The following is a 13,265-nucleotide window of genomic DNA, read 5'->3' on the forward strand; positions in this document are numbered from 1 at the left end:
GTTATTAGGAGGATGCTCAATTATGGAAACAATATTCGATTATAATGACATTAAAAAAATTATTCCCCATAGACAACCCTTTTTATTAATTGATAGAGTAGTTGAATATGAGGAAGGCAAAAGATGTGTAGGATTAAAACAAGTTTCAGGTAATGAACCCTTTTTCCAAGGTCATTTTCCTGATTATGCAGTGATGCCGGGTGTTCTAATAACTGAAGCACTAGCTCAAACAGGTGCAGTTGCTATGTTAAACAGTGAAGCAAACAAAGGCAAAATCGCATTGTTTGCAGGTATAGATAAATGTCGTTTTAAAAAGCAAGTAACACCAGGGGATACTTTAATGTTAGAAGTTGAAATTACCAAAATAAAAGGTCCTATTGGTAAAGGTACAGCAAAAGCGACAGTTGATGGGCAACTTGCATGTAGCTGTGAATTAACATTTGCGATTCAAGACGCAAAATAATATAAAAAGAGTCAGGACAGAATCCATTATGAATTCGTAATATCATCCTGGCAAGGTTGATTAGGGTTGAAAAAGCTTAGAATAAGTATATTTTTAATCCTAGTCACCAATATATAGTTAAGTGCCTAAGACATAATGATTATGTCTTAGGTTTTTTTGTAAAAAGAAAACCATACGCTATGCGTATGGTTCAGAAAAGGTTCTACCATTGTCACAAAAAATGCATCTCTTCGTACTAGAATTAATATTGGTCAGCCAACCAAAATAATCAACACGAGGAGATGCTATTTAATGTTATCCGACACAAACAGTTTAGCACATACAAAATGGAATTGTAAGTATCATATCGTCTTTGCTCCTAAATACAGAAGACAAGTGATATATGGAAAAATAAAAAAAGATATTGGAATGATTTTGCGTCAATTGTGCGAAAGAAAAGGCGTAGAGATAATTGAAGCAGAGGCATGTAAAGATCATATTCACATGATAGTTAGTATACCGCCAAAAATAGGTGTATCATCATTTGTTGGCTATTTAAAAGGAAAAAGTAGTTTAATGATATTTGATAGACATGCCAACTTGAAATATAGATATGGAAATAGAAAGTTTTGGTGCAAAGGATATTATGTAGATACTGTAGGTAGAAACAAAAAAGTAATTGAAAATTATATACGAAACCAATTACAAGAGGATATCGTTGCAGATCAAATCACAATGGAAGAATACCTAGATCCGTTTACAGGAGAAGAAATTAAAAAAAGAAAGAAAAAATAGTAACCCTTTAGGGTTGCTGCAATAGTAGTGCAGTTGGTGGACTTATCAGTGCCCTTTTAGGGCTGGCCAGTATGGAAGGGTTATAGCCGCAGAACAAACCACCCGTGTGAACGGGTGGTTTTGATTATGAATATGGTTAAGATTTATTTAAATTAATTATAAGTTTAACCTCATTAGGATAGACGCCCTTATATCTTTTGTAAAGTTTGCTAAATCGGCTAGGTGAAGTATATCCAACAGTTTTAGCTATATGTCTTATTTCAAGATCAGTGGTTAATAATAATTGCTCTGCTATATTCATTCTTTTTCTTTGGGTAAATTCTGTAATGCTCAAGTGATTTTTTTCTTAAAACTTTCTTTTAACTTTGTTCCACTCATACAAGCGATTTTTTCTAGAAGTGATTGAGGTATGTTGCTAGAATAATGATCACTAATATATCTTTCTACATTTTCAATAAGTTTTTCATCTTCGGCTGAAAGAGACTTATAAATTTTTAAGTCTTCACTAGCCTTAACAGTTATACAAAACCACTCTTTTACCTTTTCTTCAAAAAACTCTTTAGCTTCTTGATTGCCAAGCTTGCAAGTTAAAATTTCTTTAGCAATTTTACTAATTGGATTGACAATTGAATTTTTAGATTGAAAAAAAATACTTTTTAAATCATCTATATTATTTGAGTAAGCATATGGGGGATAGTATTTTTCCAAAAAACTTTTTTTAAATTTTATACCTACAAGAAATAATCTAGAATCCTTATGTATAAGATATCTATTCTTTTTATCGCTAGGATCCATAACAAACATAGAGAAAGGCTCAATAGCTTGATATGGATTAAACCATTCTCCATTTCCGGAAAGTACAAAATTAGAAATAAAAACAACATCATTTTTCATAGAATTAAAATCATCTTCTACAAAATCCTCTAGAATAAAAAGATTATGAATGTCTATTATAAAGTCGCTACTTTCATAATACCAGTAATAGCCATTATATAATTTTGTGTTAGCTATATAATATCTCCCCAGAGGATGAAAATAATTCTCGTCTTTTAATTCCGATGAAACATAATTATTTATTAAACTTTCAAAATTTTCCATACAAACCTCCGATAACACGTTTAGACGTAAAAACTCTATTTATATAGTACAGTGGATAAAAATATTTTACAATATATATGATAATATTTATCAATGAAGAAGTGATTTTTTTATTACAAGCTTATCAAAACATTATTAAGGAGGAAAATATGAAAATTTATAAAAGGCTTTTTTCTTATGCTCCTGAAGGGAAACATAATGGATATATAGCGGTTTTTTTATCAGCTTTATCGGCTTTTTTAACTGTGTATGGATATCTTTTAGTATATAAATTATTAAAAAGTTCTGTAGTTGATGGAAACCAATCTTTGGCAAAAAATTTGTCTATTCAAGCTGTTTTGTACTTGACAGTAGGAGCTTTAGTATATTTAGTGTCGGGCTTTTTTTCTCATAAACTTGGTTTTCGCTTGGAGACCAATTTGAGAAAGAAGGGAATCTATGGACTTACTAATGCAAGTTTTCGCTTTTTTGACTTAAATCCATCTGGATGGATAAGAAAGACAATTGACGACAATGCAGCGAAAACGCATACAGCTGTAGCACACATGATTCCAGATAATTCACAAGCTTTTTTAGTTCCAGTTTTATCTTTAATACTTGCTTTTTTTATTAGTCTTAGGGTGGGAATAATAATTTTACTCTTAAGCCTAGTATGTGCCTTAATTTTAAAAAATATGATGGGTGGAGGAGAATTTATGAAACTCTACCAAGAATCCTTGGAAACATTAAGTGGTGAAACGGTTGAATATGTTAGAGGTATGCAAGTTGTAAAAATATTTGGAGCAAGAGTAGAATCTTTTAAAAATCTTTACAATGCTATTAAAGAATATTCAAAATATGCTCTTAATTATTCAATAAGCTGTAAAAAGCCATATGTACTATATCAATGGATATTTTTTGGAATTATAACTATTTTACTGCTTCCACTTGTTTTTATTTTAAATAAGGTATCAGACCAAAATATGCTTGTAGTAGAACTTTTTATGGTTTTATTTTTAAGTGGAGTAATGATGATTTCCTTTATGAAAATCATGTGGGCAAGTATGAATATTTTTAATGCTAAGTATGCAGTTGACACTTTAGAAGACTTATATAAAAAGATGAACGAAGATAAAATAAATTATGGCAAGGAAAGTGAATTTAAAAATTATAATATAGAGTTTGACAATGTAACATTTGCCTACAATGAAAACAAAGTTTTGGAAAACTTATCCCTTAAATTGAAAGAGGGAAAGGTATATGCCTTAGTGGGACATTCTGGTTCTGGGAAGTCTACAATTGCCAAACTCTTGTCCGGTTTTTATAAAGTAGATGGTGGTAGCATAAAAATAGGGGAAAAGCCATTAGAATCTTATAGTAAAGATGCATTAATAAATACAATTTCCTTTGTCTTTCAAGATAGCAAACTCTTTAAAAAATCAATTTATGAAAATGTAGCACTTGCCAATAGAAAATCAAGTAGAGATGAAGTTATGAAGGCAATGGAACTTGCAGGTTGCAATGTTATATTAAATAAGTTTCCTAAGAGGGAGGACACCATGATTGGCTCAAAGGGAGTTTACTTGTCAGGTGGAGAAAAACAGAGAATTGCCATTGCAAGAGCCATGCTTAAAAAATCTAAAATAGTAATTATGGATGAAGCCAGTGCATCTATTGATCCAGATAATGAGTATGAATTACAAAAGGCATTTAAAAATCTAATAAAGGATAAAACTGTTATTATGATTGCTCATAGGATGAGTAGTATCCGTTCTGTTGATGAGATTTTAGTTTTAGAAAATGGAATGATAATTGAAAGAGGTAGCGACGAAGAACTTATTTCAAAAGATGGGAAATATAAGGATTTAGTTGGACTTTATTCTAACGCAAATGAATGGAGGGTCAAAGATGAAAAAGTATTATAAAAAGCGTTTTTGTTTAACTGATAAAGGAGCAAAAGACCTTACAAAAGCGACTATATCAAGTTTTTGGGTTTACTGTATCAATATGGTGCCTGCCTTTATTTTAATGCTTTTAGCAGATGAACTTATTTTAAAAAATATAAAAAGCACTTATCTTTATTTAGGATCATCTATTATTACTCTTATACTTATGTATATGTTATTAGCAAAAGAATATGACAATCTTTATTCTACAACTTATGAGGAGAGTGCAAATTTAAGAATAGGAATTGCTGAAACACTTTCTAAACTTCCACTTTCTTATTTCTCAAAACATGACTTATCTGACATATCTCAGACAATTATGGCAGATGTGGAAATGGTAGAACACGCTATGAGTCATGCTATACCTAAAGTAGGGGCAATGGTTTTGTTTTTCCCTTTAATAGGAATTATGCTAATGGTAGGCAATATAAAAATGGGGTTTGCAGTAATAGTTCCAACTATTTTAAGCTTTATCTTAATACCTATAGCTAAAAAATCTCAAGTAAAGGCAAACAAGAAATACCACAAAGTGCTTAGAGAAAATTCAGAACAATTTCAGGAAACTATTGAGCTTCAACAAGAAATAAGTAGCTTTAATTTGTCAAATGAGGTGAGGAATTCATTATATAAAAAAATGGAGGACAGTGAAAGAATACACCTAAAAGTTGAACAAGGCACTATTTTTGTACTTGGGATATCCTCTCTATTTGCCTTTGTAAGCATTGCAGTAGTTAGTCTTGTAGGGATGAATCTTATTTTATCTGGAGAAATTGACATCCTATATCTAATAGGTTATTTAATGGCAGCCATAAAGATAAAAGATATTTTTGATCTATCAAAGGAAGGCTTGCTTGAAGTTTTCTTTATAGATCCAAGTGTAGAGAGGATAAGAGAGATTAAAGAAACAAAAATACAAGAGGGAAAAGATGTAGAGTTGAATATGTTTGATATAGTATTTAAAAATGTAGCTTTTTCCTATGAAGATGATAACGAGGTCTTAAAAGATATTAGCTTTACAGCTAAACAAGGTGAGGTTACAGCTCTTGTTGGTGCTTCTGGTTCTGGGAAAACAAGTATACTAAGATTAATTTCAAGATTATATGATTATGATAAAGGAGAGATTTTAATAGATGGAAAAGATATAAAAAATATATCCACAGACTCTTTATTTAAGAAAACTTCTATTGTTTTTCAAGATGTTACCCTATTTAATACATCGATATTAGAAAATATCCGTATAGGTAAAAAAGATGCCAGTGATGAAGAAGTAAAAAGAGCTGCAATTTTTGCAAATTGTATGGATTTTATAGAAAAACTTCCAAAGGGCTTTGATACAGTTATAGGAGAAAACGGAGCAGAACTTTCAGGTGGAGAAAGACAAAGACTTTCCATTGCAAGAGCCTTTTTAAAAGATGCACCAATTCTTATCTTAGATGAAATATCAGCAAGTCTTGATGTGGACAATGAAAAGAAAATTCAAGAGAGTTTAAATAAATTAATAAAAGATAAAACGGTTATTATTATTTCTCACAGATTAAAATCTATTGAAAATGTAGATAAAATTGTAATCCTTGAAAATGGCTATGTAGAAAGTATAGGTGGTCATAAAGAATTATTGGGAAAATCAAAGCTTTATAATGATTTATTAGAAAAAACAAGGTTAGCAGAAGAATTTGTATATTGAGGTAATTGAAAATTATATACGAAATCAATTACAAGAGGATATCGTTGCAGACCAAAATTCAATGAAAGAATACCTAGATCCGTTTACAGGAGAAGAAATTAAAAAAAGAAAGAAAAAATAGTAACCCTTTAGGGTTGCTGGAATAGTAGTGCAGTTGGCTGACTTATCAGTGCCCTTTTAGGACTGGCCAGTATGAAAGGCTTATAGCCGCAGAACAAACCACCCGTTCACACGGGTGGTTTTGATTCTATATTTACAATACTTCATATAATTGGCTCGCTTGCTTAGGAGACAGCTTCAGCCACTCTAGCTTGCTTTGTTTGTTGAAATGCGAAGCGCATTTCTCTTTGTTGTGGTCCCGCCCCAACTTGCTTTGCTTGGTGAATTTCTTTTCGAAATTCTCTCTGTCGGGGTCTCCTCAGCTTGTCTATTTACTCTAGTGTCTCGTCGAAGTTTATATATGTGAATTTATATTAAAATGTCTTTTATAATGTATTATCACGTTCAAATTTTTCATCTTTTAGTTTAGGTTTAGATTGCATCATACGTTTGAATGTTGTTTTTAATGCTTCTCCTGATAAACCATCATCTATTAATTGTTCTAATAAACTTTCTGCATAAACTTGTCTCAAAGTGTATATGTGACACTCTAATACAATTGACATTTTTGTTTCAAAGTTAACAATATGCTTAATTGTAGCATCAAATAATGCTGGATCATTAGCCGGTCTTGTGATAACTACACGAATGTCTAATAAAGTTTGTTCTTCTTGATATTGCTTCATCTGTTCATAATGATCATTTGAAATAACGATTTCTAGCAACCATCCAGTACCGCTATTTTCTTTATTAATGATTACACCATCTTCTAATTCATACTCAGTGATACCACCGTTTTGATTTACTATTTGAAAGCGCACAGCTTTAAATGTCTTCATATCTCATCATCCCTTTTGGCTCTCAATTTTATAAAAAATAATATTTTTAAGTTGTACGTGTTCTAAAATACATTATTTTCTTTAAATATAACAAATTTTAGCGGTAAAACGTAAGTAAAATTAAAATTATACCGTTTTGACTTTAGCATTAGAAATACATAAACTATAACTAATCAAAGGAGGTGACACATGTTAAATAAAATCGTAATCGTTGGACGATTAACTAAAGATGCCCAAATATACGAGAAAGAGGAGGTTAAAATTGCTACATTTTGTGTGGCTACGGAAAGAAATTATAAAGATGATAACAACGAGCAAATCGTAGATTATATTCTATGTAAAGCATATGGTAGGACTGCTACCAACATTGAAAAGTATACCAGTCAGGGATCATTGGTTGGTATTACAGGTCAAATGCGCTCAAGAAAGTATACTAAAGACCAACAAACACATTTTGTTACAGAATTATACGTAGAAACTATTAAATTCATGTCCTCTAAAGGCAAAACACACGAAATCCTCGAAGAACATCCAACTACTAATATTCAACCTTTTTCAGTTGATGAAATGAAACTCTTAAATATCGAATAATTGCTTTTTCAATATTAAAACTCAAATTTTATCCATAAATTATATCCGACTAGTTATTCATACTCCCAATAATCTTCTTTAATATAAATCCTTTCAATTATGCTTAACAGTGATGGGAAATATGGTGAATTGTGCTAAATTTTGCTATATTTTCCTAGCTGTTTATTGAAGAAGTATTAAATAATATACATATATTACAATCATATTCTATATGAGAATATCTGTTAAACTCACACAATAATCTGACAAATTTCAAAATATTACACAGGCAATTGGAATTTATAGATTTTTTAGTCCTGCATCAAAGTATTTTTTACGTATTTGGTATGTATAATTATTTCTTTGTTTTTGTAATGTCTTTGTAAATTTTTACCAGTTATTTTTATTTCACTGTAACCTGCTTATTTTTTATGGATGTTACATTATGAATTGTAAATTTAAATATAAAATGAACTCAAATTTAGGAGGATATATAATTATGAAAAAAACAATTATTGCATCATCTCTAGCAGTAGGCTTAGGTTTAGTAGCAGGAAATGCAGGTCATGATGCAGATGCGAGTGAATTAAATGTCAATACTAAAGCTGAGTTAGCACAATTAGCACAATCAAATGATCAATCATTAAATGAAAAGCCTGTACAATCAGGAGCGTATGATTTTACATTCAATTATGAAGGGACTACTTATCACTTTGCTTCTGATGGTACTTATTTTGAATGGCAATACTATCCATCAAATGGTGCAGCTGATGATACAACAATGAATTCACAAGCTCAACAAGGAACAATGTCATCATCTCAAGGTGCTGCAACTCAACAATCAACATCAGCTCAGCCAGCTCAAACTGAGCAAGCACCTCAAAGCGAATCAACACAACAACCACAAACACAAGCAACATCTCATAGTCAGTCAAGTTCAGCAAGCCAAGCTTCAAGTCATTCATCAGTTAATGTTAACAGTCACTTGAAAGCAATAGCACAACGTGAATCTGGTGGAGATATTCATGCAGTTAATCCATCATCTGGTGCAGCAGGTAAATATCAATTTATGCAGTCAACATGGGATCATGTAGCGCCATCTGAATATAAAGGTGTGTCACCAGCTAATGCTCCAGAACATGTTCAAGATGCTGCAGCACAAAAATTATATGATACAGAAGGTGCAGGCCACTGGACAACAGCTTAGGGCCCAACCTAAATTAAATTCTGAACTCACTTCATAATCATGAGGTGGGTTCTATTTATATAAAAAGATATATCAGCTATTATTTTGACTGTCTTCAATAATTAAATTTTGTATTTGGAGTTAACACATTTAAAAATGAATATGATGATATGTATCTAGAGGTATGACATGGTTGCTTTACATTTGATTAATGAGTTTGGCTTTGATATGTTAAATGTAATAGGAAACTACTAGGGGAGCCTTTATTGGCTGAGATGACGAAATTAGTCAGACCCTTATAACCTGATTTGGTTAGAACCAACGTAGGAAAGTAGCAACAATAATCTGCCATTATATTGTTTGGGATGAACTACATTTCTACGTTGAAATGTAGTTTTTATTTTTTAAAGACTTATACTGGGAGGCAATACAAGTGAAATTTTCAGATGAAATTAAACAAGCATCACAACCAATTATTGATGAAATTTATCAAGATGGTTTCATACAAGACTTATTAAAGGGAACAATTTCTAAAGAAGCAATCAGACAGTATTTAAGAGCTGACGCATCCTATTTAAAAGAATTTATGAATATATACGCATTACTTATTCCTAAAGTTACTGATATTGAAAGTATTAAATTTCTTGTTGAACAAATTGAGTTTTTAACTGAAGGGGAAGTTGAAGCACATGAAATATTGGCGGATTATATAAACGAGCCGTATGAAGAAATTATTAAAGAAAAGGTTTGGCCGCCAAGTGGAGATCATTATATTAAACATATGTATTATCATGCTTATACGCATGAAAATGCGGCCTATGCAATTGCAGCTATGGCACCTTGTCCATATGTTTATGAAGTGATTGCATTAAGAGCAATAGAAGACCCTGAATTAAACAAAGCTACAAATTTATCTAAATGGTTTGAATTTTATAGCACAGAAATGAGAGAACTTATAAATGTTTTTGATCAGCTGCTAGATCAATTAACAGAAAACAGCTCAGACGTAGAAAAACAACAAATTAAAGAAAGCTTTTTACAAAGTACGATTCATGAGAGACATTTCTTTAATATGGCATATACGAATGAACAATGGAACTTTGGAGGTTAAAAGCATGAATAAACCGAAAATTGCGCTTACAATTGCAGGTACTGATCCCTCAGGTGGTGCTGGCGTTATGGCAGATTTAAAATCATTTCATTCTTGTGGTGTTTATGGTATGGCTGCCATTACAAGCATCGTTGCTCAAAATACGAAAGGTGTTCAACACATTCATAATCTGGAAACATCATGGGTTAAAGAACAATTGGATAGCGTATTTGATGATGAGTTACCTCAAGCAATTAAAACAGGCATGATTGCAACTAAAGACACGATGGAACTAGTACGTGACTACCTTACAAAATATGCAGACATTCCATATGTCATCGATCCAGTGATGTTAGCTAAAAGTGGCGATTCACTTATGGATGATGATACTAAAAGACATTTACAGTCAACATTGTTACCCTTAGCTGATGTTGTTACACCGAATATTCCGGAAGCTGAAGAAATTACAGGTATTAAAATTGATAGTGAAGCGAATATTTATAAGGCAGGTAATATATTCATCAATGATATTGGTAGTAAAGGTGTTGTAATTAAAGGTGGTCATTCCGAAGACCCAAATATTGCTAAAGATTATTTGTTTACAAAAGATGATGTTTATACATTTGAAAATCAACGTTTTAACACTCCGCATACGCATGGTACGGGCTGTACATTTTCTGCTGTTATCGCTGCAGAATTAGCTAAAGGTCGCTCAATTTATGAAGCTGTGAAAAAGGCAAAGAAATTCATATCTTTAAGCATTGAATATACACCTGAAATAGGTCAAGGTAGAGGGCCAGTAAACCATTTTGCATACTTAAAGAAAGTAGGACTAGATGATGAATAATTTAGAAAAATTACGTGAAGATAATCCTTTAATTGTTTGTTATACGAATGATGTTGTGAAAAATTTCACTGCTAATGGATTGTTAAGTATGGGTGCAAGTCCGGCAATGAGTGAAGCACCTGAAGAGGCAGAAGCGTTTTATAAAGTTGCTCAAGCATTGTTAATCAATATTGGTACACTCACAAAAGCGAATGAAGAGGATATTATTAAGATTGGGAAAATTGCCAATAAACAAGGAACGCCAATTGTTTTTGATCCAGTAGCTGTAGGGGCATCAACATATCGCAAAACCTTTTGTGAACGTTTTTTAGCTGAAGTAGAAGTTTCTGTTATTAAGGGAAATGCTTCTGAAGTGTTGACGCTTGTTGATATGAATACAACAATGAAAGGTACAGATGGAGCAAGCAATCTTGACACCATAGCAATTGCTAAAAAAGCATACCAAAAATATCAAACTGCCATTGTGATAACCGGAAAAGACGATATTATTGTTCAAGATAATCAAATCGTTCAATTATCTAATGGCTCACCATTATTAGCCAAAGTGACTGGCGCAGGATGTTTATTAGGAGGCATTATTGCCAGCTTTTTATTCGGCAACATACACCCATCATTACAACAGCTTGAAGAGGCAATAAGTTTCTATAATATCGCCGCTGAACTTGCTGAACAAAGTCCACATTGTCAGGGACCAGGAAGTTTTCAAACAGAATTATTAGATCATATGTACCAAATGACCTATGAATTATATCAACAAAATGTTAGAAGATTAGAGGTATAGAAATGTTTAAAAGTACAGATTTAAAAGTATATTTTATATGCGGCACACAAGATATACCTGAAGGGAAAAGTTTAGAACAGGTAGTAACACAAGCTTTAGAGTCTGGAGTTACAATGTTTCAATTTAGAGAAAAAGGATCAAAAGTATCTCAAGACAAAGAGATAGAACAACTGGCATTAAAATTAAAGGAACTTTGCCATAACTATCAGGTGCCATTTATTGTTAACGACAATGTTGCACTTGCTTTAAAAGTACAAGCTGATGGTATACATGTAGGTCAAGATGACGCCAAAGTTGAAGACTTTTTTGAACAATTTCATGATAAAATTATTGGTTTAAGCGTGAGCAATCTAGATGAGCTGAAACGTTCTGACTTAACACATGTCGACTATATTGGGGTTGGCCCTATATACCAGACACCATCAAAGTCTGATGCTAGTACACCAGTAGGTCCTGAAATGATTCTAACGTTACGAAAAGAAATAGGTGACTTTCCAATCGTGGCTATTGGTGGTGTGACCGAAAATAATGCACAAGCAGTAGTTGATGCAGGTGCGGATGGAATTTCAGTTATATCAGCTATCGCTAGAAGTCAAAATATTGACAGCACTGTTAATAAATTCTTAAGTTATTATAATTAACAAAGAAATTTTTCCACATATTGTTTTCTACTGCAGTATTAGTATGATAAAATAACATCTATGTGAAATAACATAATAGAGGTGGAAAAATGAAGAAAAAAGCACTACTACCTTTGTTTCTAGGGATAATGGTCTTTTTAGCAGGGTGTGACTACTCTAAGCAAGGAAATCGCACAGGTTTCTTCTATAATACATTCGTAGATCCAATGGAAAAGATACTACATTGGTTAGGTTCAGGCATTTTTAATAATGATTATGGTTTAGCTATCATTGTATTAGTTTTAGTTATTCGGATTGTTTTATTACCGTTCATGTTATCAAACTATAAAAATAGTCATATGATGCGTGAAAAAATGAAAGTGGCCAAACCTGAAGTAAGTGAAGTACAAGAAAAAGTTAAACGTGCAAGAACTCAAGAAGAAAAAATGGCAGCTAATCAAGAAATGATGCAGGTTTATAAAAAATATGATATCAATCCAATGGCAAGTATGTTAGGCTGTTTACCAGTTTTAATTCAAATGCCAATCGTCATGGGATTATATTTTGTACTTAGATATCAAATTGGCGGTGGAATTACACACCACCCACATTTTTTATGGTTTAATTTAGTTAAACCAGATATTTGGATTACAGCTATTGCCGGGGTACTATATTTTATTCAATCTTACATTTCAACGAAAACGATGCCAGATGAGCAACGTCAAATGGCATATATGATGATGATTGTGTCACCTATCATGATTATATGGATTTCATATCAATCAGCCGCAGCACTTGGCTTATATTGGTCAGTCAGCGCCGCTTTCTTGATTGTTCAAACATACTTCGCTAACATGTATTATTCAAAACGTGCTAAAGAAGAAGTAGCACCAATGATTAAACAATATGAAAAAGAAAAAAATCAAGGAACAAAAAAAGGTAAAAACACACAAGTAGTCTCAAAAAATAATAAAAAGAAAAAATAAGAATTCATAGAAAAAGAAGTCAGTAAATGAGTTTTGTAAATTCATTTACTGGCTTCTTTATTTACAAAAATACGTATTATCGGTGTGTTTACTTAGGGGGCTAGGACATTAAGTTCTTAAACAATGTAAAAAGACAATTTCTATTAAAATTATTTGATAGAAATTGTCTTTTCCCTTATGTATTAGATAATGTTCAGCTCGTTATCATTTTTGGATGATATGATGTTGCACCACGATGATGATTGAATTCATTATCTGGGATTGTTTCATACATATCGAGAAATATTATTTGTAGGAATAAGA

Annotated in this window: 14 protein-coding genes, 1 pseudogene and 1 riboswitch; of the genes and pseudogenes, 12 read left to right on the plus strand and 3 right to left on the minus strand. The window is 31.9% G+C overall.

Going from position 1 to position 13,265, the window contains the following annotated elements; translation table 11 throughout:
- Positions 1-22: 22 nt before the first annotated feature.
- Both fabZ and tnpA read left to right on the plus strand, forming a co-directional pair.
- Positions 23-463 carry a 3-hydroxyacyl-ACP dehydratase FabZ gene (gene fabZ, locus HMPREF2864_RS10855; RefSeq protein ID WP_002461222.1) on the plus strand — a complete coding sequence of 147 codons (441 nt, stop codon included), beginning with the start codon at positions 23-25 and terminating at the stop codon, positions 461-463.
- A gap of 291 nt (positions 464-754) precedes the next feature.
- A complete protein-coding gene (gene tnpA / locus HMPREF2864_RS10860) occupies positions 755-1,237 on the plus strand; it encodes an IS200/IS605 family transposase (protein ID WP_070544696.1) in 483 nt (160 codons plus the stop codon).
- Between the two features lie 136 nt (positions 1,238-1,373).
- Here tnpA and HMPREF2864_RS12365 read toward each other — a convergent pair whose 3' ends face one another.
- Together HMPREF2864_RS12365 and HMPREF2864_RS10865 are read right to left on the minus strand one after the other, a co-directional pair.
- A complete protein-coding gene (locus HMPREF2864_RS12365) occupies positions 1,374-1,538 on the minus strand; it encodes a helix-turn-helix domain-containing protein (RefSeq protein WP_237449025.1) in 165 nt (54 codons plus the stop codon).
- Positions 1,539-1,567: 29 nt separating this feature from the next.
- The gene (locus HMPREF2864_RS10865; protein WP_237449020.1) at positions 1,568-2,335 is read right to left on the minus strand and encodes an AraC family transcriptional regulator; all 768 of its coding nucleotides are present in this window, start codon (positions 2,333-2,335) and stop codon (positions 1,568-1,570) included.
- 149 nt (positions 2,336-2,484) lie between these two features.
- On the opposite strand from HMPREF2864_RS10865, the gene HMPREF2864_RS10870 reads away from it, so the two are divergent.
- The 3 genes and pseudogenes from HMPREF2864_RS10870 to HMPREF2864_RS10880 all read left to right on the plus strand — a co-directional run.
- Entirely contained in the window at positions 2,485-4,239 is a 1,755-nt protein-coding gene (locus HMPREF2864_RS10870; protein WP_070544697.1) for an ABC transporter ATP-binding protein, read from the plus strand.
- The gene (locus HMPREF2864_RS10875; protein WP_070544698.1) at positions 4,223-5,944 is read left to right on the plus strand and encodes an ABC transporter ATP-binding protein; all 1,722 of its coding nucleotides are present in this window, start codon (positions 4,223-4,225) and stop codon (positions 5,942-5,944) included. The genes HMPREF2864_RS10870 and HMPREF2864_RS10875 overlap by 17 nt, the downstream gene beginning before the upstream one ends.
- Positions 5,943-6,065, plus strand: a pseudogene (locus tag HMPREF2864_RS10880) (IS200/IS605 family transposase); the annotation flags it as partial. The gene HMPREF2864_RS10875 and the pseudogene HMPREF2864_RS10880, both read left to right, overlap by 2 nt.
- A 364-nt stretch (positions 6,066-6,429) precedes the next feature.
- Here the strand turns inward: HMPREF2864_RS10880 and HMPREF2864_RS10885 are convergent.
- Positions 6,430-6,882, minus strand: a complete 453-nt coding sequence (locus HMPREF2864_RS10885; RefSeq protein WP_002461221.1) for a YwpF-like family protein — start codon at positions 6,880-6,882, stop codon at positions 6,430-6,432.
- A 189-nt stretch (positions 6,883-7,071) separates the two neighbouring features.
- Here HMPREF2864_RS10885 and HMPREF2864_RS10890 point away from each other — a divergent pair, with 189 nt between their 5' ends.
- The 7 genes from HMPREF2864_RS10890 (at position 7,072) to yidC (ending at position 12,962) form a co-directional block, all read left to right on the plus strand.
- Positions 7,072-7,473 carry a single-stranded DNA-binding protein gene (locus tag HMPREF2864_RS10890; RefSeq protein ID WP_002461219.1) on the plus strand — a complete coding sequence of 134 codons (402 nt, stop codon included), beginning with the start codon at positions 7,072-7,074 and terminating at the stop codon, positions 7,471-7,473.
- 478 nt (positions 7,474-7,951) lie between these two features.
- The gene (locus HMPREF2864_RS10895; protein WP_002478967.1) at positions 7,952-8,659 is read left to right on the plus strand and encodes a transglycosylase family protein; all 708 of its coding nucleotides are present in this window, start codon (positions 7,952-7,954) and stop codon (positions 8,657-8,659) included.
- 222 nt (positions 8,660-8,881) lie between these two features.
- Positions 8,882-8,985, plus strand: a riboswitch (TPP riboswitch).
- 86 nt (positions 8,986-9,071) lie between these two features.
- Positions 9,072-9,749 carry a thiaminase II gene (gene tenA / locus HMPREF2864_RS10900; protein WP_002461217.1) on the plus strand — a complete coding sequence of 226 codons (678 nt, stop codon included), beginning with the start codon at positions 9,072-9,074 and terminating at the stop codon, positions 9,747-9,749.
- A 4-nt stretch (positions 9,750-9,753) separates the two neighbouring features.
- On the plus strand, positions 9,754-10,575 hold the full coding sequence (gene thiD / locus HMPREF2864_RS10905; protein ID WP_037543574.1) for a bifunctional hydroxymethylpyrimidine kinase/phosphomethylpyrimidine kinase: 822 nt from the start codon (positions 9,754-9,756) through the stop codon (positions 10,573-10,575).
- A complete protein-coding gene (gene thiM, locus HMPREF2864_RS10910; RefSeq protein WP_002478969.1) occupies positions 10,568-11,356 on the plus strand; it encodes a hydroxyethylthiazole kinase in 789 nt (262 codons plus the stop codon). The genes thiD and thiM overlap by 8 nt, the downstream gene beginning before the upstream one ends.
- A 2-nt stretch (positions 11,357-11,358) precedes the next feature.
- Positions 11,359-11,997 (plus strand): thiamine phosphate synthase, encoded by a 639-nt coding sequence (thiE, locus tag HMPREF2864_RS10915; protein ID WP_002461213.1) that lies wholly within the window; start codon positions 11,359-11,361, stop codon positions 11,995-11,997.
- A gap of 89 nt (positions 11,998-12,086) precedes the next feature.
- Complete coding sequence (gene yidC / locus HMPREF2864_RS10920; RefSeq protein WP_002461212.1) at positions 12,087-12,962, plus strand: membrane protein insertase YidC; 876 nt, start codon at positions 12,087-12,089, stop codon at positions 12,960-12,962.
- Positions 12,963-13,265: the final 303 nt, after the last annotated feature.

The sequence above is a fragment of the Staphylococcus sp. HMSC059F04 genome, assembly GCF_001812565.1.
GTDB lineage: Bacteria > Bacillota > Bacilli > Staphylococcales > Staphylococcaceae > Staphylococcus > Staphylococcus lugdunensis.

Bases quoted from the DNA above. Each gene is read 5' to 3' on its own strand.
- thiE (WP_002461213.1), top strand. From the start codon at position 11,359: ATGTTTAAAAGTACAGATTTAAAAGTATATTTTATATGCGGCACACAA.
- fabZ (WP_002461222.1), top strand. From the start codon at position 23: ATGGAAACAATATTCGATTATAATGACATTAAAAAAATTATTCCCCAT.
- HMPREF2864_RS10865 (WP_237449020.1), bottom strand. From the start codon at position 2,335: ATGGAAAATTTTGAAAGTTTAATAAATAATTATGTTTCATCGGAATTA.
- HMPREF2864_RS10895 (WP_002478967.1), top strand. From the start codon at position 7,952: ATGAAAAAAACAATTATTGCATCATCTCTAGCAGTAGGCTTAGGTTTA.
- tnpA (WP_070544696.1), top strand. From the start codon at position 755: ATGTTATCCGACACAAACAGTTTAGCACATACAAAATGGAATTGTAAG.
- HMPREF2864_RS10875 (WP_070544698.1), top strand. From the start codon at position 4,223: ATGAAAAAGTATTATAAAAAGCGTTTTTGTTTAACTGATAAAGGAGCA.
- HMPREF2864_RS10885 (WP_002461221.1), bottom strand. From the start codon at position 6,882: ATGAAGACATTTAAAGCTGTGCGCTTTCAAATAGTAAATCAAAACGGT.
- thiM (WP_002478969.1), top strand. From the start codon at position 10,568: ATGAATAATTTAGAAAAATTACGTGAAGATAATCCTTTAATTGTTTGT.
- HMPREF2864_RS10870 (WP_070544697.1), top strand. From the start codon at position 2,485: ATGAAAATTTATAAAAGGCTTTTTTCTTATGCTCCTGAAGGGAAACAT.
- thiD (WP_037543574.1), top strand. From the start codon at position 9,754: ATGAATAAACCGAAAATTGCGCTTACAATTGCAGGTACTGATCCCTCA.
- HMPREF2864_RS10890 (WP_002461219.1), top strand. From the start codon at position 7,072: ATGTTAAATAAAATCGTAATCGTTGGACGATTAACTAAAGATGCCCAA.
- yidC (WP_002461212.1), top strand. From the start codon at position 12,087: ATGAAGAAAAAAGCACTACTACCTTTGTTTCTAGGGATAATGGTCTTT.
- HMPREF2864_RS12365 (WP_237449025.1), bottom strand. From the start codon at position 1,538: ATGAATATAGCAGAGCAATTATTATTAACCACTGATCTTGAAATAAGA.